Annotated in this window: 22 protein-coding genes; 14 read left to right on the top strand and 8 right to left on the bottom strand. The window is 59.2% G+C overall.

The features are described from left to right. The first annotated feature begins 51 nt into the window (after positions 1-51). The 4 genes from BJ885_RS05915 (at position 52) to BJ885_RS05900 (ending at position 6,241) form a co-directional block, all read left to right on the top strand. Positions 52-747, top strand: coding sequence for a response regulator (locus BJ885_RS05915; RefSeq protein WP_029739347.1), 696 nt, complete (start codon positions 52-54; stop codon positions 745-747). After that, a complete protein-coding gene (locus BJ885_RS05910; protein WP_121931373.1) occupies positions 744-1,940 on the top strand; it encodes a cell wall metabolism sensor histidine kinase WalK in 1,197 nt (398 codons plus the stop codon). The genes BJ885_RS05915 and BJ885_RS05910 overlap by 4 nt, the downstream gene beginning before the upstream one ends. A gap of 78 nt (positions 1,941-2,018) precedes the next feature. Further along, positions 2,019-3,167, top strand: coding sequence for an efflux RND transporter periplasmic adaptor subunit (locus BJ885_RS05905; RefSeq protein ID WP_121931372.1), 1,149 nt, complete (start codon positions 2,019-2,021; stop codon positions 3,165-3,167). Beyond that, positions 3,164-6,241, top strand: coding sequence for an efflux RND transporter permease subunit (locus BJ885_RS05900; RefSeq protein ID WP_121931371.1), 3,078 nt, complete (start codon positions 3,164-3,166; stop codon positions 6,239-6,241). The genes BJ885_RS05905 and BJ885_RS05900 overlap by 4 nt, the downstream gene beginning before the upstream one ends. 22 nt (positions 6,242-6,263) lie before the next feature. Here the strand turns inward: BJ885_RS05900 and BJ885_RS05895 are convergent, their stop codons facing one another. Beyond that, positions 6,264-7,031: an arylamine N-acetyltransferase gene (locus BJ885_RS05895; protein WP_029740272.1), complete on the bottom strand. Its 768-nt coding sequence runs from the start codon at positions 7,029-7,031 to the stop codon at positions 6,264-6,266. A gap of 96 nt (positions 7,032-7,127) precedes the next feature. Between BJ885_RS05895 and BJ885_RS05890 the strand changes: the two genes are divergently transcribed. Next, the gene (locus BJ885_RS05890; protein ID WP_029740273.1) at positions 7,128-8,582 is read left to right on the top strand and encodes a PLP-dependent aminotransferase family protein; all 1,455 of its coding nucleotides are present in this window, start codon (positions 7,128-7,130) and stop codon (positions 8,580-8,582) included. Here the strand turns inward: BJ885_RS05890 and BJ885_RS05885 are convergent. Then, positions 8,554-9,438 (bottom strand): LysR family transcriptional regulator, encoded by an 885-nt coding sequence (locus tag BJ885_RS05885; protein ID WP_029740274.1) that lies wholly within the window; start codon positions 9,436-9,438, stop codon positions 8,554-8,556. The two genes, BJ885_RS05890 and BJ885_RS05885, sit on opposite strands and share 29 nt — an antisense overlap. A gap of 135 nt (positions 9,439-9,573) precedes the next feature. Here BJ885_RS05885 and BJ885_RS05880 point away from each other — a divergent pair, with 135 nt between their 5' ends. Beyond that, positions 9,574-10,554, top strand: coding sequence for a nitronate monooxygenase family protein (locus tag BJ885_RS05880; RefSeq protein WP_121931370.1), 981 nt, complete (start codon positions 9,574-9,576; stop codon positions 10,552-10,554). A 40-nt stretch (positions 10,555-10,594) separates the two neighbouring features. Here BJ885_RS05880 and BJ885_RS05875 read toward each other — a convergent pair whose 3' ends face one another. Continuing rightward, positions 10,595-11,650, bottom strand: coding sequence for an SDR family oxidoreductase (locus tag BJ885_RS05875; protein WP_029740276.1), 1,056 nt, complete (start codon positions 11,648-11,650; stop codon positions 10,595-10,597). 97 nt (positions 11,651-11,747) lie between these two features. On the opposite strand from BJ885_RS05875, the gene BJ885_RS05870 reads away from it, so the two are divergent. Both BJ885_RS05870 and BJ885_RS05865 read left to right on the top strand, forming a co-directional pair. After that, positions 11,748-12,635: a LysR family transcriptional regulator gene (locus BJ885_RS05870; RefSeq protein WP_121931369.1), complete on the top strand. Its 888-nt coding sequence runs from the start codon at positions 11,748-11,750 to the stop codon at positions 12,633-12,635. Positions 12,636-12,717: 82 nt separating this feature from the next. Beyond that, positions 12,718-12,987: a hypothetical protein gene (locus BJ885_RS05865; RefSeq protein ID WP_029740278.1), complete on the top strand. Its 270-nt coding sequence runs from the start codon at positions 12,718-12,720 to the stop codon at positions 12,985-12,987. Between the two features lie 12 nt (positions 12,988-12,999). Here BJ885_RS05865 and umuC read toward each other — a convergent pair whose 3' ends face one another. Further along, positions 13,000-14,262, bottom strand: a complete 1,263-nt coding sequence (umuC, locus tag BJ885_RS05860) for a translesion error-prone DNA polymerase V subunit UmuC (protein WP_121931368.1) — start codon at positions 14,260-14,262, stop codon at positions 13,000-13,002. Next, positions 14,246-14,680 carry a translesion error-prone DNA polymerase V autoproteolytic subunit gene (gene umuD, locus BJ885_RS05855; protein WP_029740280.1) on the bottom strand — a complete coding sequence of 145 codons (435 nt, stop codon included), beginning with the start codon at positions 14,678-14,680 and terminating at the stop codon, positions 14,246-14,248. The genes umuC and umuD overlap by 17 nt, the downstream gene beginning before the upstream one ends. 287 nt (positions 14,681-14,967) lie before the next feature. On the opposite strand from umuD, the gene BJ885_RS05850 reads away from it, so the two are divergent. Beyond that, the gene (locus tag BJ885_RS05850) at positions 14,968-15,168 is read left to right on the top strand and encodes a hypothetical protein (RefSeq protein WP_029740281.1); all 201 of its coding nucleotides are present in this window, start codon (positions 14,968-14,970) and stop codon (positions 15,166-15,168) included. A gap of 45 nt (positions 15,169-15,213) precedes the next feature. Here BJ885_RS05850 and BJ885_RS05845 read toward each other — a convergent pair whose 3' ends face one another. Then, on the bottom strand, positions 15,214-16,080 hold the full coding sequence (locus BJ885_RS05845; protein WP_054830290.1) for an aldo/keto reductase family oxidoreductase: 867 nt from the start codon (positions 16,078-16,080) through the stop codon (positions 15,214-15,216). Positions 16,081-16,224: 144 nt separating this feature from the next. Here BJ885_RS05845 and BJ885_RS05840 point away from each other — a divergent pair, with 144 nt between their 5' ends. Beyond that, on the top strand, positions 16,225-17,886 hold the full coding sequence (locus BJ885_RS05840) for a methyl-accepting chemotaxis citrate transducer (protein WP_039262714.1): 1,662 nt from the start codon (positions 16,225-16,227) through the stop codon (positions 17,884-17,886). A gap of 27 nt (positions 17,887-17,913) precedes the next feature. Here BJ885_RS05840 and smrA read toward each other — a convergent pair whose 3' ends face one another. Continuing rightward, complete coding sequence (gene smrA, locus BJ885_RS05835; protein ID WP_047647942.1) at positions 17,914-18,477, bottom strand: DNA endonuclease SmrA; 564 nt, start codon at positions 18,475-18,477, stop codon at positions 17,914-17,916. 356 nt (positions 18,478-18,833) lie between these two features. Continuing rightward, the gene (locus BJ885_RS05830) at positions 18,834-19,745 is read right to left on the bottom strand and encodes a LysR family transcriptional regulator (RefSeq protein WP_121931367.1); all 912 of its coding nucleotides are present in this window, start codon (positions 19,743-19,745) and stop codon (positions 18,834-18,836) included. A gap of 175 nt (positions 19,746-19,920) precedes the next feature. On the opposite strand from BJ885_RS05830, the gene BJ885_RS05825 reads away from it, so the two are divergent. Genes BJ885_RS05825 through ogt form a run of 4 tightly spaced genes read left to right on the top strand, consistent with a single transcriptional unit; the run spans position 19,921 to position 24,765 of the window. Further along, positions 19,921-21,231, top strand: coding sequence for a M20 family metallo-hydrolase (locus BJ885_RS05825; protein WP_121931366.1), 1,311 nt, complete (start codon positions 19,921-19,923; stop codon positions 21,229-21,231). After that, positions 21,231-22,676 carry a M20 family metallopeptidase gene (locus BJ885_RS05820; protein ID WP_121931365.1) on the top strand — a complete coding sequence of 482 codons (1,446 nt, stop codon included), beginning with the start codon at positions 21,231-21,233 and terminating at the stop codon, positions 22,674-22,676. The genes BJ885_RS05825 and BJ885_RS05820 overlap by 1 nt, the downstream gene beginning before the upstream one ends. A 36-nt stretch (positions 22,677-22,712) precedes the next feature. Continuing rightward, on the top strand, positions 22,713-24,239 hold the full coding sequence (gene abgT, locus BJ885_RS05815) for a p-aminobenzoyl-glutamate transporter (protein WP_032657666.1): 1,527 nt from the start codon (positions 22,713-22,715) through the stop codon (positions 24,237-24,239). Between the two features lie 10 nt (positions 24,240-24,249). Further along, the gene (gene ogt, locus BJ885_RS05810; protein ID WP_047647947.1) at positions 24,250-24,765 is read left to right on the top strand and encodes a methylated-DNA--[protein]-cysteine S-methyltransferase; all 516 of its coding nucleotides are present in this window, start codon (positions 24,250-24,252) and stop codon (positions 24,763-24,765) included. Positions 24,766-24,772 lie beyond the last annotated feature (7 nt).

Below are 24,772 nucleotides of genomic sequence, written 5' to 3'. Positions count from 1 at the left end.
CTGAATCAATGAATCGTCGGGATAGTGTTAAGAAATGGTCAAGGTGAACGGATGTTGTCCAGAAGAGTGCTGATTATTGAAGATGACGCCGATGCGGCTGGCGTGCTCGAGGCCTATTTACGGCGGGAAAATTACGACGTGACCATTACCGGAGACGGTCATTCCGGGCTGGATATGGCGCAGCGGTGGAAGCCCGACCTCATACTGCTGGACGTGATGCTGCCGGGGCTTAACGGCACCGAGGTGCTGGCTGGCCTGCGTCGTAAAAGCGATGTGCCGGTGATCATGGTCACGGCCATGGGGGATACCCCCGACCGCATTGGTGCCCTGCGGTACGGTGCCGATGATTACGTTGTGAAGCCTTATCATCCGGGCGAAGTGGTGGCTCGGGTGCAGGCGGTGCTGCGGCGCAGCAGTAAAAAAGAGACGGACGAGGCGATCCTTCGCTGGCAAACGCTGGAGGTGGACGTGGCCGCCATTGTGGCGAGCGTGGATAACGGCGGCGACGCGCCCGTGATGCTCGATCTTACGCCAACGGAATTCTCGCTTCTGGCAACGCTGCTGCGTTCTCCGGCGCACCCGTTCTCCCGCCAGTATTTACTGGAGCACTGTTTGCCGGAAAGCGAGGCGCTGGAGCGCGTGGTGGACACCCATATTTATAACCTGCGTAAAAAACTCGAAGCGGCGGGGATCTCCGGCGTGCTGATCAACGTTCGCGGCGTGGGTTACAGGTTCAGACAGCCATGATTAAAAATCAGCACTCCTCTCTGTGGCGCTGGATTTGCGCGCGCATCTTAGCGCTGGCTATCGGCAGCGTGATCGTCATTGCCACCTGCATGTGGCTGCGCTATGCGGTTCAGAACTACTGGATAATGGGCAAAATGCCAGCGGCGGTCCGCCAGGAGTTTCTGGCGCTCAGCCAGAACCCGCAGACCAATCCGGCCCGCTTCCACTCGATTGTGGACACCTGGTGGGGCCTGAGCTATTCCACGCCGTCTATCGCCTCAGCCGACTGGGCCACGGTGGCCCTTCTGGTGCTGGTGATGATCCCGTTTATTGTGGTGATGGGGCTCAAACACGCCCGGCCGCTGGCGCTGCAGTTCAGCCGCCTTCGCGATGCGGCAAAGGATGTCGCCGACGGGCAGTTTGGCCGCCAGGCGGAACTGATCGAGGATGCGCCGGCTGAAATGGTCAGCTTTGCGACCGACTTTAACTCCATGACGGGACAGCTCGCCCGCTATGAAAAAGAGCTCCGCGCCTCGCACGTCGCGATGGCGCACGAGCTGCGCTCGCCCCTGACGGCCGCCATCGGGCGTCTGCAGGGCATGTTAGACGGCGTGTTTGATGCCAGCCCGGCGCAGCTCGGCATGGTGATGAAACAGCTCCAGCACCTCAACCGTCTCACCGATGAGCTTCACCTTCTCTCGCTCGCCGACGCGGGTAACCTCGTGCTGGAGGACCAGCCGTTCTGTCTGGATGAGCTGATTCAGGAGCGGGCTGCCTGGATCATGCCCGAGGCTGACGCGCATCATTTTCGGATAACGCTTCGCAACCCGCGCCCCAGCCTCTTCAGAGGCGATGCGTTCCGTCTGGGCCAGGTTGTTACCATCCTCATGGAAAATGCGCTACGTTACGGGCGCGAGGGCGGCCACCTCGAGGTGGCGCTGCATTACGCCAGCGGTCATTACACCCTCGAATTTACCGATGACGGGCCGGGCGTGTCGCCCCAGTTCTTACCGGAAATGTTTAAACGCTTTAGCCGCGAGGAGCAGTCCCGCGCCCGGCATTCCGGCGGCAGCGGCCTCGGTTTGTCCATCGCCCGGGCGATTTGTGAGGCGCATGGGGGAGAGATTAGCGCGTCATTGCCGGAAACCGGCGGCCTCACCGTGCGCATTTTGTTGCCCTGGCACCCGGCCGGTAATGAAAATCTCCACTCTTGATAAAGCCTTGACAGAACGTCGAATCTTTCTCGACGTAGCGCGCATTTAATAACGCCATTCCCTTTATGGAGCGGCGTTATGTCAGACGAATTTTTTCTCTCCCTCCGCCACTGCCTGCATCATATGTACGGCGTGGCGCGCACCCTTTCCTGGCTGCATTATCTTCCCCTGGCCCTGCTTGCGCTGGCGATTTTTCCGCTGACCGGCTGCGGCGATAAACACGAAAATAAGCCCGACCCGGCGCGAGCGGTACGCTACGTCGTCGTCGGGGCCGCCCAGACCCTTCCCGCGCTGGAAAGAACCGGTGAGATCCATGCCCACGATGAAACGACCCTGAGCTTTCGGACCGGGGGCCGGATACTGACGCGCAGCGTTGATATTGGCGACCGGGTCACTGCCGGACAGCTGCTGGCCACGCTTGACAACACGACCGGGCAAAACCAGCTCGACGGCGCGGCGGCCGACTATGAAGGCGCCAAAGCCTCAGCGCAGGTCGCCGCGCTTAACGTCAGCCGAATGCAAAAGCTCATGCCAACGGGGGCGATAGCCCGCACGCAGCTCGACAGCGCCCGTGCGGACTGGCTTGTCGCCCGCGCGCGCTTAAAAAGCAGCGAGGCCGCGTGGCGAAATGCCCGCGAAAGCCTCGGCTGGACGCGCCTGATCGCGCCGCAGGCGGGCGTTATCACCGCCGTGAACGCCTCTGCGGGACAGGTTGTCAGCGACGGTCAGTCCGTGCTGACGCTGGCAACCGGTGAAGCCCGCGACGTGGCGTTTGATATTGCCACTCCCGATGCGATCCCGCCTCTGGATAAGGCGTTTTTGCGGGTTTCCCTCCTCAGCGACCCGTCGGTGCAGGCGTCTGCCGCGCTGCGGGATATCACCCCTCAGGCCGATCCTCAGACCCGCACCTGGCGCGTCAGGGCCACCCTGCAAAACCCGCCCGCGGCCATGGCGCTGGGCGCCAGCGTGACCGTCACGTTGCCATCGTCAGCCCCGCGCGGATACACCCTTCCCGCCTCGGCGCTGACCCGCGTCGGCGACAAACCCGCCGTTTTTGTGATTACCCCGCAGTCGCGGGCGCAGCTGCGCGCGGTGGTGCCCGTCGGCTATACGGCCTCCTCCGTCATGATTGCCTCCGGCCTTGAGCCGGGCGACCGGGTGATTACCGCGGGCGTGAGCACATTACGATCCGGCGAGCCGGTGGTTGCCGGAGAGGTTCAGCCATGAACACAGGACCGGAAGCCAAATTTAACCTCTCCGCCTGGGCGCTGAAGAACCAGCAGATGGTCAGCTTTTTCATGCTGCTGGTGATTGCGATGGGCGTGTTCTGCTATGAGAAGCTGCCGCGTAACGAAGATCCGGCTTTTACCATTAAAACGGCCGTCGTCTCCGCGCAGTGGCCGGGAGCAACCGTGGCGGATACCACCCGCCTGCTCACCGATACGCTTGAAAAAAAGCTGCAGGAAACGCCCTGGCTGGACTATCTCGAAAGTGAAACCCGGGCCGGACGCACCGTTATCCACGTCAACCTCCGTGACGATACGCCCCCGCAGAGCGTGCCGGACATCTGGTATCAGGTTCGCAAAAAAATGCAGGACATCGCGCCGTCCCTGCCTGATGGGGTGCAGGGTCCTGCCGTGGACGACGAGTTTGACGACACGTTCGGCACAATTTACGCCTTTATTCCCGAGGGCTTCACCCTGCGGGAGGTGCGGGATCGCGCAGAGACAATACGGCGCGAGCTCATGTCCCTGCCGGATATGGGCAAAACCACCCTGCTGGGCGAACAGCAGGAGCAGTGGGTCCTCGCCTTTTCTCCGGCGCGCCTGGCCGGGATGGGGCTCGATATTCAGGAGATTGCCGATGCCCTCCGGGCGCAAAACGCCGTTGTCCCGGCAGGAACGATGCGTACTGAAAAAGAGAACATGGCGATCAAGGTCAGCGGGGCGCTCACGACCGAAGAGAGCTTACGCGCCGTCACGCTGCACGTGAACAATCGCTATATTCCGCTGACCGACATTGCCACCGTCACCCGGGAAATCGCCGAGCCACCGGCCCCGGCCTACCGGGTGAACGGTAGACCGGCTATCGGGCTGGCGGTGTCGATGGCGCCAACGGGCAACATGCTGCGTTTCGGCGCTGCGCTGAACGCCAGAATGGCGGCCCTCAGCGCCGGGCTGCCGCACGGTATCGAGATGGTGAAAGTTGCCGATCAGTCAGCGGTGGTCAGTGACGCGGTAAGCGGGTTTATCCGGGTGCTTATCGAAGCCGTTATTATCGTGCTGGCGGTTTCATTTGTCTCTCTGGGGTTACGGGCCGGACTGGTGGTGGCGACGGCCATCCCGCTGGTGCTCGCCATGACGTTTGCCGGCATGATGCTCGCAGGTATTGGCCTTCAGCGTATCTCGCTCGGGGCGCTGATCATTGCCCTGGGCCTGCTGGTGGATGACGCCATGATCGCCGTCGAAACGATGGTCTCCCGGCTGGAAGCGGGGGATTCCCGTCGGCTCGCGGCCACCCATGCATTTAAAACGACGGCCTTCCCGATGCTCACCGGTACTCTGGTAATGATTGCCGGCTTTATTCCCGTTGGTTTTGCGGCCTCCAGCGCCGGTGAATACTGCTTTTCCCTGTTTGCGGTGGTGCTCATTGCCCTGCTCTGCTCCTGGGCTGTCGCGATCCTGTTTTCGCCGCTGACGGGCACGAGGCTGCTGCCGGAAAAAGTCAGACATCACGCGGCAGGCCCCGGCAGGATCGCGCGCGGGTACGGCAGACTTTTACGCCTGGCACTGCGTCACCGAGTCGCTACCGTGCTGATTGCGCTTTCCGCGCTGGGGCTGTCCGTGTACGGCACGACGTTTATGCAGGGCGAGTTTTTCCCCGCTTCGGACAGGCCTGAGCTGCTGGTCAGCCTGACGCTTCCGGCCAACGCGTCGCAGCCGGAAACGCTAAGAGAGGTGGAAAAGCTGGAAAAGGCGCTGGCCAGCAACGGCAACATCGATCGCTATTCGACGTACGTCGGGTCGGGCGCCATCCGTTTTTACCTGCCGATGGACGTGCTGCTGGAAAATGAAAATATCGCCCAGATGGTCGTGGTGGCTAAGGATCTTGAGGCGCGGGATCGTCTGCATGCGCAGCTCAACAGGATCCTGGCGACGCAGTTTAGCGACATCATCACGCGCGTGTCGCCCCTTGAGCTGGGGCCGCCCGTCGGCTGGCCAATCAAATACCGGGTGAGTGGGCCTGACTATCTGCAGGTTCGGGCGTTTGCGAACCGTCTCACGGACGCGATTGGGCAGTCCCCGTTCTCACGCGACGTTAACCAGACGGCCGGAGAGCCGGAGAGGGTCATAACCCTTGAGGTGAATCAGACGGCGGCCAGGGCGGCGGGCATATCGTCAGAAAGCCTCGCCCGCACGCTGAACACCGTCTGGTCCGGCAGCGTTGTTACCTCCATCAGGGATAACGACCGCCTTGTCGACGTGGTGCTGCGGGCCACGGACGATGCACGTCACAGCACCGCCACCCTCTCCTCGCTCACGATTCAGGGGAATGACGGTAAAAAAATTCCGCTCAGCGCCGTCGCGACGCCGGTCTGGGGCGTGGACGATCCGGTCATCTGGCGTCGGCAGCGCGTGCCCTTTATCACGGTGCAAACGGACCTTGCCCCGGGGCTGAAGGCTGAAGCGGTATCCGCGGCGCTGCGTCCGGCGGTCGACAGGCTGCGCGCGAGCCTGCCCGCAGGTTACAGCATTGAAGAAGGCGGTGCGGTTGCCGAATCGGATAAGGGGAACAGCTCCGTCTTTACCGTTCTTCCGGTAACGCTGGTCCTCATGCTGTTGCTGCTGATGCTTCAGCTGCGGCGATATTCCCGGATGCTGCTGGCCCTCCTGATGGCCCCGTTTGGCTTGCCGGGGATCGTGCTGGCTATGCTGCCCGGCGGCACGCCGATGGGGTTTGTCGCGCTGCTGGGCGTCATCGCCCTGGCGGGGATGATCGTGCGCAACGCGGTGATACTGATTAGCGAGGTTGACAGCAATCTTGCTCAGGGGATAGCAAACGATGCCGCCATTATGGCGGCCGCGGAGCACCGGGCCAGACCCATCTGCCTGACCGCCTGCGCCGCCATTCTGGGCATGGTCCCGATCTCTCATCAGGTCTTCTGGGGGCCAATGGCCTATGCCATTATCGGCGGGCTGCTGGTCGCGACGCTGGTGACGCTGACCGTGTTACCCGCGTCGTTTAGCCTGCTGTTACAGTGGGGAACTCAGCGCAACGCCGCAGAAGACGGGCTGCGCTGAGGCTCCACCGTTTCCCGGCAGATTACGCGGCGGTCAGCGCAAAACGGTCTTTCAGTACATGGCGGATTTCCTCCTCCGCCAGCTGCCGCGTTTCAATGCCGTTCGCCGTGATGATTTTCAGCACGTCGCCCAGTAAAATCTGGCGTCCTTCCGGGCTGTGCTGCACCACTACCCGCTTCTGCACAAAGATGGCATCCGGGTGCGTGGAGTTAAGGTAGTTGGCCGGAACGAAGTCAATCCATTCCTGAGGGGTGAGATCAAAGCCGTACTGCCGGGCCCATTCACCCTCAACCTTCGCCTCAAGCAAATACTCACCCTCCGCGCTGCGGCTCAGTCGGAACGTGTCGAAATCCTGCGTGATATCCACATCAAGCGTGTCCAGCGCCATCGGCGCGCGAATGCCGTAGCTGCCGAAACCGAGGTCGCAAAGCCACTGTCGGCTCTCCACCTCGGCAATCAACGCCATATGGGTTTTCGGCCGCCGCGCGGGGTAGAACATCGGGCGCGCCGCCACGAAGCGGTAAGGGATCCCTAACGCCTCCAGCGCCATGGCAAAAAGCCCGTTTACCTCATAGCAGTAGCCGCCGCGCCCCTGCGTTAACACCTTATCGGCAATGTCGTCCGGCGCCAGCGAGACAATTTTGCCCGCCTGCACGTCCAGATTCTCAAAGGGGACTGAAAAGAGCTGATGGCGCATCAGCGCATGCAGGGTGGCCGTATCGGCAGCCGCCGGTCCGGTATAGTTTATGCGGTTGAAATAGGTGGAAATGTTGAAGTTATCGCTGTGCATAATGCCTCCTTGTCCTGAACATGCCGGACACTATAGATGGCGCGCATCAATGGCTGTATAGTCAGTTTTATCGAAAATTAGCCTGAACAGTTACCCATGTCTGCCCCGTCCCAGTCCTCTCCTCACTATCGCCGTATTGCGGATATGCTGCGTCTTACCATTACGTCCGGCGCGCTGCGCGCCGGTGACAGGATGATCTCCGCGCGCAAACTGGCCGAACGCGAGCGCGTTAGCCTTCCGACGGCGCTGGAGGCCCTTCGCTGCCTGGAGGCTGAAGGGCTGATCGTTGCGCGCCCGCGGTCAGGCTATTACATCCGTCAGACCAGCCAGCCTCCGCGCGCGGAGCCCGCGCGTTCCTTGCCTGGCCCGGTCCCCGTCACCATGTCCGCCGTGGCCCGGTCGCTGTTCAGCAGTGCAGAAGCCCGGCTGATCCCGCTGGGCGCCGCCCTGCCCGATCCCGCGTGGCTGCCGGGAGATGCGCTGCAGCGGGCGTTGCACTCTGCGGGCCGTCGTCTGGACGCGCATGGACAGAGCTACAGCCTGCCTCCGGGAAGGCGGGATTTGCGAAGCAAGATTGCCGCGCGCTCTGCCCAGTGGGGAGCCCGGTTCGGTGCGGACGATCTCATTATTACCGCAGGCGCGACGCAGGCGCTGCGCCTGGCCCTTCGGGCCGTGTGCCAGCCGGGCGATGTCGTGGCGATTGAGCAGCCAGCCTACTTTGGCACGCTCCTGCTGCTGGAGGATTTAGGCCTGAAGGCTTTAGCGATCCCCACCGACCCTGTGGAAGGCCTGCTGCTGGAACCGCTGGCGGACGCTATTCGCCACCACCGCCCTGCTGCCGTTCTGGCCTCGCCCACGGTACAAAATCCTTTGGGTGCCAGCATGCCCGTCGCGCGCAAGCAGGAGCTGGTTGCCCTGCTGGAAGAGGCGGGTATTCCCTTGATTGAAGACGATGTTTACGGTGACCTGGTCGGCGAGGGGCAACGCCCTCCGGCCTGCAAGGCGTTCGACCAGAGCGGGAATGTGATTTACTGCAGTTCCCTGTCTAAAACGCTTGCGCCCGGATGGCGAATCGGCTGGATCGCCGCCGGACGCTACTCCCCGCAGGTCTTACAGGCCCGCATGGCCGGAGAATGGGCTGGCGCCCCGCTGATGGAAGCGGCGACGAGCGAAGTTCTGGCGAGCGGCGACTACGATCGCCATCTGCGGCGGCTGAAGCGCCGGATCGCAGAGGGCGTTCACGCCGTCGTGGCGCAGGTCAAGGCGAGCTTTCCGTCCGGTACACGCGTTAACGTGCCCGCTGCCGGTTTCCTGCTATGGGTTGAACTGCCTCAGCGGGTCAACGCGCTGGAGGTGCACCGTCGCGCGCTGGCGCTGGGCATTGGCGTCAGCCCTGGCCCCCTGTTTTCCCCTGCCGCGGAGTTAACGCACTTTCTGCGGCTGAACTGCGCAAACGAACCCACACCCCGCCTGCTGAACGCCGTTGAGCAGATTGGCGCGCTGTGTCACGAGCTGGCTGCTTTCACACCAGACTCTCCAGCCATTCGGTAAAGACCCGCACCTTGCGGGAGAGATGGCGGTGTGGATAGAGCAGTGACAGCTTGCGGTCCGGCGAACGATAGTCCGGCAGGACTTCAACCAGAAGACCGCGGTCTATGTAAGGCTGGAGAAAGAGATTCATCCCCTGCATTAACCCCAACCCGGCAAGGCCTGCCGCGATGTAGGCCTCGGAGTTATCCACGACAAGCTTACCGGGCAGGGTAATTTCCGCGATGCCTTCTGGCGTGGTAAATGTCCACGGATGAATTTGTCTGCTGCGGTTATTAATCCAGTTGATGGCCTGATGCTTGCGTAAATCATCCGGCGTTTCTGGCATACCGTGTTTTGCCAGCCAGGCCGGGCTGGCGCAGGTCGTGATTTTGATGTTCCCGATTTTACGCGCGATATACTCACCGTCCTCCAGCTCTCCCACCCGCAGCACGCAGTCCAGGCCATCCCGCAGCATATCCCGACGGCGGTCAGAGCTGCTCAGAATGATGTCGATCTCAGGATGCTGACGATAAAAATCAGGCAGATTGGGTATCACCCGCAGCGTGGCAAAAGAGACCGGCATATCCACACGCAGCTGGCCGTGTATTGCCCGGTCCGTACCAAACGACTCCAGCAATTCGTCCGCCTGCGCCAGCAGGGGTTTACTCCGGCGATAAAAGGCTTCCCCATCCGGCGTCAGGCTAATCCGACGCGTTGTGCGCTGCAGTAGCCGGGTGCCGCTGTGTTGCTCCAGAAGCTGTAACGCTTTGGTAACCGCCGGACGATGGACCTGCAGATTCTCCGCCGCCTGGGTAAGACTGCCTGACTCGACAATTTCAATAAAAATTCGAATAGCTTCAAAGAGGTTTATTTGCATAAGGAACGCTTTTGTCGCGAGCAGGATAAAATGATTGTTATTAATTTTATAACAGTGATGAATCTTTTTGGCTGTTTTTCCTAACAATCCTGCGCCCTACACTCTTCCCCATTCAAACGTGAGGGAGAGTCCGCTATGAAAAATAACCGTATTTGCCAGATCCTGGGCATCGAAAAACCTGTTATTCAGGGGCCGTTATCCTGGCTCACCGATGCTCGTTTAGTTGCTGCGGTCAGCAATGCCGGAGGGCTCGGCGTGCTGGGGCCCAATGCCGGTTTAACCGCCGACACCGCGGTCTCCACGCCGGAAGAGACCGCCGAAAAAATGCGCGAAGAAATTCGTAAAACCAAACGGCTGACCGAGAAACCGTTTGGCGTGAACCTGATCCCCACGGCCGTTAATGACGTCTGGACAGGGCCTATTCTTCAGGTGGTGAAAGACGAAGGCGTCAGGGCCGTGGTGTATACGGGCTATGGGGAAGGCAGCATTATTCCCGCGCTGTTCAGCGAGTTAAGAGAGGCGGGTATCGCCATTATCTACCGCGACATCAACCCAACGCCGGAGAACACCCGCCTCGCGGAAGAAATGGGGGCTGACATTATCGTCGCCACCGGTTTTGATGAGGGCGGGACGTTACCCGCAACGGTGCTTGGCACCTTTTCCATCGTGCCGCTGATTGCCGATGCCGTGAAGCACGTCCCGGTTATGGCCGCGGGCGGCATTACCGATAATCGCACCGCCAGAGCGGCGCATGCATTGGGCGCGGAAGGCGTGTTTGCCGGTTCGGTCTTTATCAGCACGGAAGAAAGCCGCGTGCCGCAGGGGGTCAAAGAGAAAATTGTTGCCGCCAACGGCCTCGATTTGCTGCTTTTCCGCACCGTGCCCCATTACTACCGCTCTCTTCCCGGCAAGCTGGCGGACAAACTGGCGGCGATGGATAAAGCAGGCGCAAGCAACGAAGCGCTGGGCAAGGCGATGGGAGGATTACGGGGCCTGCGTCTTGGCATGCTCGAAGGCAACACCGATGAGGGCTATATCGCGCTCGGCACGGGGATTGGGAACATCCGCAGCGTGAAAAGCGTGGCCGAGGTTGTGAATGCGTTAACGGTTGAGTAAGCACCCGGCGTCCTGGCCTGCACCAGGACGCCCAGGCTCATCAGGGAATAATCCGCGCGGCTCTCAGCTGCGCGAACAGGCGGAAAAACATCTCATCGGTGGCCTGCATTTGCGTAAAGCCCGCCCTGCGCAGCTTGCTCCCGTCACCAAACATGTCGTAATCCCAGCTAAAGACAAAATCGGCAAACCGCCCGTCGCTCAGCTGCAGAATATCCGCTTCCACCAGCCGCTCTTCGGCAAGCTCTCGCCATACCCCGCGATAGTCGTTAAACAGCTGATGAAATGACAGCCTCACCGGCGGCGCAGAGTCCAGTTCAAACCAGCGTGCGATGCGCGGCCACAGTTCGCTCCAGCGCCAGACATCGCCATTGTTCACGTTGAACGCCTGATTCTGTGCCGCAGGTGACGCGGCGGCCCACACCGTGGCCTCGGCCAGCAGCCCGGCGTCGGTATGGTCAACGATGCTGTGCCAGGCCTGTTCCGAACCGGGGAAACGCAGCGGTAACCCCAGCGCCTTGCACAGGGAGGCGTACATGGCGATGCTCAGCGCAAGGTTCATGGCATTACCCGGTACCGCACTCCCCACCACGCCCGGCCTGATGGCATTCCAGTGCCAGCCTTTCCCCCGCTGAAACTGGCTGAGCCACGCGAGCTGCGCGGCGTTAAATTCGGCACCCGGCACGCCGGGATCGCTTTCCCGCGCCGGGGTTTTAAACGGCCCCAGATGCGCACCATAGACTTTGTACCCCTGCATCAGGCTTACCGTCTGTAAAGGTGCCGTTTTTTCGAGGGTGCTGACCAGATTACGCAGCATGGTGACGTTCGGCTCAACCATGTCCGTCCAGTTCGCCGCGTTCGCCCAGGCGCTGTAAAAAATGTGGGTGACACCGTTCAGGGCGTCCAGCGCCCGCGCGGTGTCCTGCGCGTCCAGTAAATCGACGTTCACCACGGGAATGCCGTCCGGATGGGTTACCTCGCGGCGACTGAGGCCGATCACCTCCCACTGATGGTGCAGGAGCGTGCTGACCAGCTGTCTGCCGACAATGCCGCTGGCGCCTGCGACCAGGGCGACGTTGTGTTGCTGCATCTTATTCATGGTGTTTCTCCGTAAAGGGTGACAGACGCAGTGTGATCTATTATTTTTTCTGGAGATATCCCCTGAAACCGATGGCACTTATAAGCAGAATCTTTAAATGAATAATAAGCTCACCGCCATTTCTACCTTTCTACGCGTCGCTGAAGCGGGCTCGTTTTCGGCGGCAGCCCGTCAGACCGGCATTAAGCAGTCCGCCGTCAGTCAACAGATCGCGGCGCTTGAGGACGCGCTGGGTGTGGTACTGCTGCACCGAACGACGCGTACGATGAAGCTGACCGAACAGGGTGAACGTTACCGGCGTGATATGCAGCTCGTGCTGGACGCAATGGGGGAAGCGGAGAGGCGTCTGCATCCTGTTGACCATAGCATTCAGGGACGCGTCCATGTCCAGCTACCGAGCGGCCTGGGGCAGATCGTTTTGCCGCATCTGCTGGCGCTACAGCGCCTGCATCCCGAACTGCAGCTGATGATTTCCCTGGATGACCGCCTTGCCGATCTGGTGACGGAGGGCGTGGATGTCGCGATACGGCTGGGCAGTGAGCCTCCGCAGGCGCACGCGGCTCGCGTGCTGGCGCGTATTGAAGCCGCGCTGTTTGCCTCACCCGGTTTTCAGGCGGTACACGCCGTCAGCGAGCTGACCACGCTGCCACACGTACGGTTCAGCGGTATTCCGCTGGATGCCCCCCTGCGCCTGATTTCTGACGAGGAAACGGTCGAGGTCAACGTGAATACCGTTTTCCGTGCCAACACCAGCGACGCGCTGCTGCAGGCGCTGGAGGCCGGCATCGGTATCGGCGGCATGCAGCGACCGCTCGTGGCCAGGGCGCTGCAGGCGGGCACGCTGGTGCCGGTGCTGCCCGACTGGCGCTTGCCCGATCGCTTCCTCTATGCCGTCTACCCTGACGCCCGCTTTATTCCGCAGCGCGTCAGAAAGGTCGTCAGCGTGATTGAGCAGTTACTGCCTGAAATAATAAAGAAAAACTGATTGTTTCCGCCGTAAATCACGTGCATTTTTTAACCGCAAGGAATAGAGTGTTTTTACCGTATCCCCTCTTTCTGGAGCACGTATGCCGGATTACTGTTTTTTCCAAAAAGGCCCGAACCTCATTGCGATCGAGAGCGCAAACACCGATGCGGCCGCTCAGCTCATCGCTCAGGGGTTTGAAAAACAGTTCGAGGAGATCGGCGCTGCGGATGAAAAAGAGGCGCTTACCCGCCTTGCGGATATCCGTAAAAATAATGAGATCGATCGCTATAACTTCCTGGCCGGAGCGGGCGAAATGCCGCTGATCGGCGCGCTGGCGGCTGCGGCAACCTGGTTGGTGCAAAAGAAATAACGCAACCATCTTCTACTTCGCCACCGGCAAATCGGCGTACCGCGTCGTATAGGCCGGTGACAGCATCTCACGCTTCATCGCCCAGGATTTCTCAATACCCTGCCCGGCGAACCATATCTTCCCTTTACCGGAATGATTTACGCTGTCCATCATCTCCATCAGCGCCGCGCTGTTGGCGCGCAGACGATTATCGTCAAACAAATTCAGCTGGGCGACGCCGCTGCTGAAAAAGTCCGCCAGCATGACCCCGGCTTTCATATAGCGATAGCCGTCGAGCCATATACGCCCCAGCGCCTCCGTGGCGGCGCGGATGATATCGCGCGAGTCATTGGTGGGCGTCATCAGGGTGACAGAAGCCTGATTACCGTAATAAATTTCATTGTCCGCGTGCGGGCTGGTGCGCACAAACACGCTGATAAAGCGACAGTATTGATGCTCACCGCGCAGTTTTTCCGCAGCGCGTTCCGCGTAGGCGCAAATGGCCTGGTGCATCTCTTCATATTGCGTAATACGGTGTCCAAACGAACGGCTACAAATAATTTGCTGCTTCGTGGGGGTGAACTCTTCCAGGTCAAGGCAGGGCTCACCGCGAAGCTCGCGGGCCGTCCGTTCCAGTACCACGTTGAAATGTTTGCGAATGACCCAGGACGACGCTTCCGCCAGCTCCAGCGCCGTGGTGATCCCCATAGCGTTGAGCTTTTTCGTGATGCGCCGCCCTACTCCCCACACCTCCTCTACCGGAACCTTTGCCAGCAGCTTACGCTGCCGCTCGCGGCCTGAGAGATCGACCACGCCGCCCGTGCTGGCCCAGCGTTTCGCCGCATAGTTGGCCAGCTTCGCCAGCGTTTTGGTCGGAGCAATACCGACGCCAACGGTTAAGCCCGTATTTTTAAATACCTGCGTGCGCATCTGGTGACCGAACGCTTCCAGTGACAGGCAGTGACTGACCCCTGAAACGTTCACGAACGCCTCATCGATGGAGTAAATCTCTATTGCCGGGGCGAGATCGGTCAGCGTCTGCATGACCCGACTGCTGAGATCGGCATACAGCGCATAGTTCGAGCTAAAGACGTAAACTTTTGACGGGTATAGTTTTTCTTTGAATTTAAAATACGGCTCACCCATTTTTATGCCGAACTGCTTTGCCTCCCGCGACAATGAAATGATGCAGCCGTCGTTATTGGACACCACCACGATGGGTTTCCCCTCCAGATCGGGGCGGAACACCTTCTCGCAGGAGGCGTAAAAGCTATTCACATCAACCAGCGCGAACATGTTTATGCGTTTTGAGCGTGTGGGTGACGACGCCGAAGATCTGCAGCTCCTCTTCGGACTGAAAGGTAATTGGCTGATAGCGGGCATTATGCGGCAGAAGTCTCAGAACCGGACGGGTCTGTAGCTCTTTCACCGTAAACTCACCGGCGACCGACGCCACGACGATATCCCCATGTTCGGCATTTAACGAACGATCGACCACCAGCAGATCGCCGTCGCCGATCCCCGCCCCAATCATGGAGTCTCCACTCACCTTGATAAAATAGGTCGCACTGGGGTGTCTGACTGCCAGCCGGTTAAGATCGAGACGATCCTCCACATAATCCTGCGCCGGGCTGGGGAAACCACAGGCAACGCGTTCTAAAAACAAAGGTAATTCAATGTCTTGTTTTGGGTGATAAGAAAAGAGAGTGTCCATAATGCCTTTCTCGCCAGATACTGTATATAAATACAGTATTACGGATTATGGACAAGGATCAAGGTCATTTCCAAAGGCGAACCCAAACGCGTTGAAGTTTGAGCGGTTTTAATTTAGCAACGTTGCCCGCCGTTAACAGGCCTGACAGAACAAGTCATATAAAAGTCATCTAGTTTATGACTTATAAAAAATAACATCACTATGCAATAACTACATGTTGACTTTAAAGTCAGATAAAAGCATATTTTACCGAACGAATTAACAAGACTTACTGGAGAATATTTTCAATGCCAGCCCGTGACTATCCAGACAAGCGTGTTGCACGCGGTCTGGCAAAGGAGGCCGATCTCAGAATGTTGAGCGCCCGCATCGATCCCGATCTGATGGAGTACATCAGAACCACCGCCTTTGAGACGCGTAAGAGCAAGCAGGAGATTGTGGCGGAAGCGTTAGCGCTTCACAGGCAGAAAAGTCAGACAGGACTCTAAGCGCGCAAAGCCGGAAGCATCCTTCAGGCTTTGCGCGTGTTACCTTTAATCCATCAGCGAATTCAGCGTTTCCAGCGCTTCAGGCGGCAACCGCAGCTCCCCCGCCGCGAGGTTTTGACGCAGATGCGCCACGGAAGAGGTGCCAGGGATCAGCAGAATATTCGGGGAACGTTGCAGCAGCCATGCCAGCGCAACCTGCATTGGCGTTGCGCCCAGTGAATCCGCGACGGCCTGCAGCCCGGAAGATTGCAGTGGCGTAAAGCCTCCCAATGGGAAGAACGGCACATACGCGATCCCCTGCTGCGCCAGCAGATCCACCAGCGCGTCGTCACCCCGATTTACAATGTTGTACATGTTCTGCACGCACACCACCGGGACCATCTTCTGGGCTTCCGCAACCTGGGTGGCCGTGACGTTGCTCAGGCCAATATGACGCACCAGACCCTGCTGCTGTAATTCGGCCAGGGTGGAGAGCGGTTCAGCAATCGACCCTTCCGCCGGCCCGTGTGCGCTAAACATGATCCGCAGATTCACCACGTCCAGCACGTCCAGCTGCAGATTACGCAGGTTGTCATGCACCGCCTGAGTCAGTTCCTGCGCGGAAAAGGCTGGCAGCCAGGCACCTTTTTCGTTGCGACGAGCGCCAATCTTGGTGACGAGCGTCAGATCGTCCCGGTACGGATGAAGCGCCTCGCGGATCAGCTGGTTAGTGACATGAGGACCATAAAAATCACTGGTATCAATGTGGTTCACCCCCGCCGCTACCGCTTCGCGCAGCACGTCCAGCGCGGCCTGCTTATCCTTCGGAGGACCAAAGACGCCCGGCCCGGCGAGCTGCATCGCACCGTAGCCCAGTCGTTTAACCGTCCGCGTTCCGAGCGCGTACGTCCCGCTTTTATCAATGCTGCTCATGTTAACCTTCCTCATAAAAATGATCCGGATTTACAACAGGTTCCTCACCGGAGCCCTTAGTTAAGCGCGAGTTAAATTAAAGTTTAAATTCTATACGACGATAGTATTGGTGTACCTCTGCATCCTTTCTAACGGACGACCGCTATGCTGAAAAATTTGCACGTGATTACCGGTATTATCTTTGCCCTCACCATATTCTGTCTGTTGCAAGTTGTCACGGGAGGGTTGTTCTACTCTGCCGTCAGCAACGATCGCCATAACTTCCAGAATTCCGGCGTGCTCAATGCCCAGCAGGAAAGCCTGAGCGACAGCGTGAACACGCTGGTGAAAACGCGCGTCACCGTCACCCGCGTGGCGATCCGCTACCTGAAAAACCAGCGCGACCCGGCTTCCCTTGCGGCGATCAATAAACTGCTTGGCACCGCAGCCGACTCGCTGGCAAAAGCCGAAGCCTATAACAAAGAGTGGCAGAAGCTGCCGCAGGTTAACGGCCAGGAGGCAGCATTAACCGACGAGATGCAGAAGTCCTGGAACCAGATGCACGAAGTGATGCGCTTATCGATTGAGTATCTGCGTGCCGACAACTACCAGGCCTATGGCGATCTGGATGCGCAGCAGGCGCAGGACGAGATGGAAGCGGTCTATAACCGCTGGCGCGCCGAAAACAACACCCTGCTGAAGGCCGCAACCGAAGAGAACCAGAGCAGCTTCACGCAGATGCAGTGGACGCTGGCGGCGATTCTGCTGGCCGTTATCGCGGTTCTGGTGGTCATCTGGCAGGGTTTACAGCACCTGCTGTTAAAACCCCTCCACTCCATTATGAACCATATTCGCGCCATTGCAGGGGGTGACCTGACGCAGGAGATCGCTATCTCCGGTCGCAACGAGATGGGCCAGCTGGCTGCCGGCCTGCATGAGATGCAGCAGTCGCTGGTGACCACCGTCAGCGCCGTACGTGGAAGTACCGATTCCATCTACACCGGCGCAGGCGAAATTGCCGCAGGGAGCAACGATCTTTCCGCCCGCACCGAACAGCAGGCCGCCTCGCTCGAAGAGACCGCCGCCAGCATGGAAGAGCTGACCGCGACGGTTAAACAGAACTCCGATAACGCCCGTCAGGCAACGCTGCTGGCGAAAAACGCCTCTGAAACGGCCGCGCGCGGCGGTCACGTCGTGGATAACGTGGTTCGCACCATGAACGAAATCGCCGACAGTTCGCAGCAAATTGCGCATATTACCGGCGTGATCGACAGCATCGCGTTCCAGACCAACATTCTGGCGCTTAACGCAGCGGTGGAAGCGGCACGCGCCGGGGAACAGGGCCGTGGTTTTGCGGTTGTTGCAGGTGAAGTCCGTACGCTGGCGAGCCGCAGCGCGCAGGCGGCTAAAGAGATCAAAGGGCTTATCGAGAACTCCGTCAGCCGGGTGAATACCGGTTCTGAGCAGGTCAGCGAGGCTGGCACCACCATGAAGGAAATTGTCGCTGCCGTCACCCGCGTGACCGACATCATGGGTGAGATTTCATCTGCCTCTGACGAGCAGAGCCGCGGTATTGAGCAGGTGAGCCTGGCCGTTTCGCAGATGGACAGCGTGACGCAGCAAAACGCCGCGCTGGTGCAGGAGTCCGCCACGGCGGCTGCGGCACTGGAAGATCAGTCCGAGCAGCTGCGCCAGGCGGTAGCGGCGTTTCGTCTGAACGGCAAAGAAAAAGCGGTCGCACCACGCCCGGCCAGTCTGAAAACGCCACAGCTGCTGCGCCCGGCGACGACTACCGCCTCCACCGACAGCAACTGGGAAACGTTCTGAGTCACCGGCGGGCGAGGAGATCGCCCGCTAGCGGCTGCGCTTGGCGTGCCGCTCCCAGTTTTCCTGTTTTGCCTCATCCGATTTTCGCAGTGAAACATAGCATGCCCCGCTGCCGCCGTGATGCGGCAGCGCCACGCAGAAGGCCTGCACTTCCTCAAACTCGGTTAACCAGCGCGCCAGATAGCTGCGCACCACATTGGGATGCGAGTTTTGCTCGCGCCCTTTCCCGTGAATGATAATCAGATTGCGTAACCCGTCGCGTCCGGCCTGGCGAATAAAAGAATAGAGCATCTGACGGCAGCGTTCGGCGGGCTGACGCAGGAGGTTTAAGCTGGCCTGGCGGGCGTATTTACCCGAGCGGAGCTTATCAATAACGCCCTGCTGTACCCCTTCTCGCCGGAACGCCAGCGGTTCTTCCAGGGGAAGCACGTCAAGAAAATCCAGCGTCAGGAAGTTATCCAGCTGTTCGCTATCCACCTCCTCGCGCGCCCGCGTATTGCGGCTGGGCTGCCAGTGAATATCCGCGCAGCGCTTCAGGGGCTGGACATCTTCCATGGCGTCAAGAAAAAATGATTTGTCGTCAGGGTTCATGGACATCCTCCAGCTACATCTGAGGACTGTACTATACCTGCGCCAGAGACCGGCCTCAATCACCGTTACAGAGCGATGCGTGGCAATATTATTAACCTGATGAATATATATAGTAATTATTAAATAAACTTAAATCAGACTTAACTAAAATTTCAGCAAAGGTAAAATACGTGATTTATGTTAAAAATTCGTGAAATCAATCACTCGCCCGCCTTTCATTTTTCGGGAAAGGTGTTATACCTAAATATACCTGCCTCATGGAAATAATACTCAGGATTGGCGAAAGGACGTACTGCTGTGTGTACTATAGGGTCTGTCTGATGTCGGGCAGATCCTGTTTTTTTTTAATTGGCATTTCACACGATGACTATTTTCCTCACCTCCCTTCTGAATTGCGTAATTAATGACTCAGCAAGGGGAGTCTGACGTGAATCACGGCGCTGAATTAAATAATATGTTGCTTTAGGAAGCGATTCGACAACCGGAAGCATGACCAGACGGTGTGCCAGCAGCGGATCACAGCCTAGCTCCTGCGGCAATATGCTTAAAAAATCACTTTGCGCGACCAGGCTAATACAGGAAGAAAAAGTTTCGCAAACCACACCGATTCGCGGTATTTGCGAGCGATCGCTAAATACCTCCTCTAATTGCTTATAATAACTTCCCCGCGGCGTCGGCATTGTCCAGTTATAATGCAGGAGTTCATTAATTGACGTTGCCCCCATTGCCGGATGCCCCTCCCGACAAAATACCGCAAACGGTTTTTCGAAGAGCTTTTCAAACGTAAACTCCTGGTCGTAAGGCCCCTGATAATAGGTATTGATGGTGAAGTCCAGCTCGCCCTGGCGTAATTCATTGATCATCGACACCAGCTGTCCTTCCATAATCCGCACCTTGACCTGCGGATGCTGCGCATGAAAGCGGGTGATAACGGCGGGCATCAGCGTGCGTGAAACGCTGGCCCCCATTCCGATGTTGATCTGCCCGGCCAGCTCACCCTGCCGCTGACGGATGTCATCCTGCGCCGCGCGCAGCTCTTCCAGAATCAATCTGGCGCGCTGGTAAAAGCCCTCGCCGCATTCGGTCAACGCGACGCCCTTACTCCTGCGCACGAAAAGCTGCGCCGCCATGCCCTCCTCCAGCTCTTTGATGGATTTGGTCAGCGCCGGCTGGGAAAGATTCAGCGTCCTGCTGGCACCGCGAATGCTGCCCTGACGCGCAACCTCAACAAACGCCCGGATTTGATGAAATTTAATCTGGAATGTCATAGCCCGACCGATAACCGTTGTTTATCAGAGTAAAGAAACTGTCATCTACTTTAATGGAAAGGGATGTGCGAGGGTAATTCCTGAACGGTTAAAACTGTGAAAAATCGGTTAGTGATAAGTAAAAACTATCACAGCGTGAAGCAGTTCACATATTTTAATGATGACAGGAACAGATATGGACACACTGGCGCAGTACATCCAGACACTATCCCCGCAGCTGAGCGCATGGCGTCGCGATTTTCACCATTATGCGGAATCCGGCTGGGTAGAGTTTCGTACCGCCGCGAAGGTCGCGGAAATCCTCGATTCGCTGGGTTACGAACTGGCGATGGGCCGCGACGTGGTGGATGCCGAAAGCCGGATGGGGCTGCCCGATGCCGCTACCCTGACACAAGAGTTTGCCCGCGCGCGGGCGCAGGGCGCGCCCGAGAAATGGCTGGCGCCGTTTGAGGGCGGGTTTACCGGCATTGTGGCGACTCTCAATACCGGGCGTCCTGGACCGACCCTGGCGTTTCGCGTCGACATGGATGCCCTTGATTTAAGCGAAGCGCTGGATGAAAGCCATCGCCCGTTTCGCGACGGGTTTGCCTCCTGCAACGCGGGAATGATGCACGCCTGCGCGCACGACGGCCACACCACGATTGGTCTGGGGCTGGCGCGGGTGCTTAAGCAGAATGAAGCGCAGCTCAACGGCACCCTCAAGCTGATCTTCCAGCCCGCCGAAGAAGGTACCCGCGGCGCGCGCGCCATGGTTGCCGCCGGGGCGCTGGACGACGTGGACTATTTCACGGCCATCCATATTGGTACCGGCGTCCCTGCCGGAACGGTGATTTGCGGCAGCGATAACTTTATGGCCACCACCAAGTTTGACGTGAACTTTACCGGCGTGGCCGCACACGCGGGCGGTAAACCGGAGGACGGTCGTAACGCCCTGCTTGCCGCCGCGCAGGCCGCCCTCGCCCTGCACAGCATAGCCCCGCACAGCGAAGGCGCCTCCCGGGTGAACGTCGGGGTGATGCAGGCGGGCAGCGGACGCAACGTGGTGCCCGCGAATGCCCTGATAAAGGTTGAAACGCGCGGCGAAAGCGAAGCGATTAATCAGTACGTCTTTGAACGCGCGCAGGCGGTCATTACCGGCGCAGCGGCGCTCTACGGCGTGAGCGCCGAGATGCGCCTGATGGGCGCCGCGACATCCAGCGCGCCGACACCGGCGTGGGTGGATTATCTGCGCGAACAGGCGAGCCAGGTTTCCGGGGTTGTTCACGCCATCGATAAGGTGAAGGCGCCAGCGGGTTCCGAAGACGCCACGCTGATGATGGCCCGCGTACAGGAGAACGGCGGCATGGCGTCATATATGGTGTTCGGCACGGATTTGAGCGCCGGACATCACAACGAAAAATTCGACTTCGATGAGCAGGTCATGACCATCGCCATTGAAACGCTGGCGCGAACTGCGCTCAATTTCCCGTGGACGCGAGGTGTGTAATGCAGGAGAACTACGCTTTTATTGCCGATGCGATCGACACGCGATGTCGGACGTTAACCGATATTGCCGACGCGATCTGGGATCGTCCTGAAACCCGCTTTGAAGAGTTCTGGTCCGCCGAGAGGCTCGCCAGCGAGCTGGAGTCAGAAGGATTTACGCTGACGCGCGAGGCAGGCGGCATCCCCAACGCCTTTATCGCCAGCTTCGGCAGCGGGAAACCGGTCATTGCCCTGCTGGGTGAATACGACGCGCTGGCCGGGCTAAGCCAGCAGGCGCACTGCGCAACGGCGCAATCCGCCACGCCGGGAGCCAACGGCCACGGCTGCGGGCATAACCTCTTAGGCACCGCGGCGCTGGCGGGCGCGGTGGCGGTGAAAAGCTGGCTGGAGCAGCACGGCGGCAGCGGAACGGTGCGTTTTTACGGCTGTCCCGGTGAAGAAGGTGGCTCCGGGAAAACCTTTATGGTGCGCGAAGGCCTGTTTGATGACGTCGATGCCGCCGTCACCTGGCACCCGGAAGCCTTCGCCGGGATGTTTAACGTCAGCACGCTGGCGAATATTCAGGCGGCCTGGCGTTTTCACGGCGTGGCGGCGCATGCGGCCAACTCCCCTCATCTGGGACGCAGCGCGCTGGACGCCGTGACGCTGATGACCACCGGCACCAACTTCCTCAACGAACACATCATTGAGAAAGCGCGCGTCCATTATGCCATTACCGATACCGGTGGGATTTCGCCCAACGTGGTGCAGGCGCAGGCTGAGGTGCTGTACCTGATCCGCGCCCCGGAGATGGCCGATGCGCAGCAGATCTACGAACGCATCGAGAAAATCGCCCAGGGCGCAGCGATGATGACCGAAACCACCGTCGAGTGCCGCTTTGATAAAGCCTGCTCCAGCTACCTGCCGAACCGCACGCTCGAGGCGGCGATGTATCGCGTGTTGCAGCACTACGGCACGCCGCTCTGGACGGAGGAAGAACGCGCCTTCGCCCGCGAGATCCGCGCCACCCTGACGCCCAACGATCTGCAAAACAGCCTGAAAAATATTGCCGCAACGGGGGGAGACGCGGGTAAAGCCTTTGCCCGTCGTCATCAGGAGACGCTGCTGGTGGATGAAGTCGCGCCTTACGCCATCACCGACAACGTGCTGGCGGGTTCAACCGACGTGGGCGACGTCAGCTGGAAAATGCCAGTTGCCCAGTGCTTCAGCCCCTGCTTTACCGTCGGCACGCCGCTGCACACCTGGCAGCTGGTGGCGCAGGGACGTACCTCCATTGCCCACAAAGGCATGCTGCTGGCCGGAAAAGTGATGGGCGCAACCGCGCTCAATCTGCTGCAGGACGCAGCGCTGCTGAAAAAATGCCGTGAAGAGTTCGAACAACAATTACAAGAAAAACCGTACGTGTGTCCGATCCCGCAGGGCGTGACACCGTCACCTTTAAAATAAAAAAACACAACAACACAACACTCCCGAGGAACGCCCATGAGTATGTCATCCATACCTTCGCATTCCCCATCCGGTAAGCTCTATGGCTGGGTTGAAAGGATCGGCAATAAAGTACCGCACCCTTTCCTGCTGTTTATCTATCTGATTGTGATTTTAATGGTCGCCACCGCCGTGCTCTCCGCCTTTGACGTGAGCGTGCGCAGCCCGGCTGACGGCAGCCTGGTGGCGGTAAAAAACCTGCTCAGCGTCGACGGGCTGCACTGGTTTTTACCCAACGTGATTAAGAACTTCAGCGGTTTCGCCCCGCTGGGGGCCATTCTGGCACTGGTTTTGGGTGCCGGACTGGCTGAACGCGTGGGCTTGCTGCCCGCATTAATGGTGAAGATGGCTTCTCACGTCAGCGCGCGTTACGCCAGCTATATGGTGCTGTTTATCGCCTTCTTCAGCCATATCTCCTCAGACGCCGCGCTGGTGATCATGCCGCCGATGGGCGCGCTGATTTTCCTTGCCGTCGGGCGTCATCCCGTGGCGGGCCTGCTGTCGGCGATTGCGGGCGTGGGCTGCGGATTTACCGCTAACCTGCTGATCGTCACCACCGACGTGCTGCTCTCTGGCATCAGCACGGAGGCGGCGAAGACCATCGATGCGGCAATGCACGTCAGCGTGATCGACAACTGGTACTTTATGGCCAGCTCGGTCATTGTCCTGACGATTGTTGGCGGGCTGATTACCGATAAAATCATCGAGCCGCGGTTGGGGAAATGGGAAGGCCGTAGCGATGAAAAGCTGGACACCCTGAGCAAAGAGCAGCGCTTCGGCCTGCGCGTGGCGGGCGTTGTCTCGCTGGCCTTTATCGCGCTGGTGGCGCTGATGGTGGTGCCGGAAAACGGCATATTGCGCGATCCGGTTAAACATACCGTACTGCCGTCGCCGTTTATTCAGGGCATCGTGCCGCTGATTATCCTCTTCTTCTTTGTCGTTTCGCTCGCCTACGGTATCGCGACCGGCAAAATCCGCCGTCAGGGCGATCTGCCGCAGCTGATGATCGAGCCGATGAAGGAGATGGCGGGCTTTATCGTGATGGTGTTCCCGCTGGCGCAGTTTGTGGCGATGTTTAACTGGAGCAACATGGGCAAGTTTATGGCCGTGGGCCTGACCGACGCGCTGGAGGCGGCCGGATTAAGCGGCGTACCGGCGTTTGTCGGCCTGGCGCTGCTGTCATCCCTGCTGTGCATGTTTATCGCCAGCGGCTCCGCCATCTGGTCGATTCTGGCCCCGATCTTCGTGCCGATGTTTATGATGCTGGGTTTTCATCCTGCGTTTGCCCAGATCCTGTTCCGCATCGCGGACTCCTCGGTGATTCCGCTGGCGCCGGTTTCGCCGTTTGTCCCGCTGTTCTTAGGCTTCCTGCAGCGCTATAAACCCGAGGCCAAACTGGGTACCTACTATTCGCTGGTTTTACCCTACCCGCTTATCTTTTTAGGGGTATGGCTGGTGATGCTGGTCGCATGGTATCTTGTCGGCCTGCCGATTGGGCCGGGGATATACCCGAGGCTGAACTAAAGGAATGAGGATGCTGAGATTACTCGAAGATAAGATTGCGACGCCGCTCGGGCCGCTGTGGGTGATCGCGGACGAGCAGTTCTGCCTGCGCGCCGTCGAATGGGAAGAGCACAGCGACCGGATGGAAGAACTGCTCCATGTTCACTACCGCGCGCAGGGGTATGAACGTATCCGAGCCACCAACCCGGGCGGGCTGAGCGACAAGCTTGCGGCCTACTTCGAAGGCGATCTCAGCATCATCGATACTCTGCCAACAGCCACGGCAGGCACGCCTTTTCAGCGCGAAGTATGGCAGGCGCTGCGGTCGATTCCCTGCGGGCAGGTGATGCATTACGGCCAGCTCGCGGAACAGCTAGGCCGTGCAGGCGCCGCACGCGCGGTGGGTGCCGCGAACGGCTCGAACCCGGTCAGTATCGTGGTACCGTGCCATCGCGTCATTGGCCGCAACGGCACCATGACAGGCTATGCCGGCGGCGTGCAGCGCAAAGAATGGTTGCTGCGTCACGAAGGGTATCTCCTGCTCTAGCTTCCAG

This window comes from Enterobacter sp. WP_7_1 (assembly GCF_003688535.1).
Lineage (GTDB): Bacteria > Pseudomonadota > Gammaproteobacteria > Enterobacterales > Enterobacteriaceae > Enterobacter > Enterobacter asburiae.
Note: the sequence above shows the minus strand (reverse complement) of the source record. Positions and strands in the feature narration are given on the sequence as shown.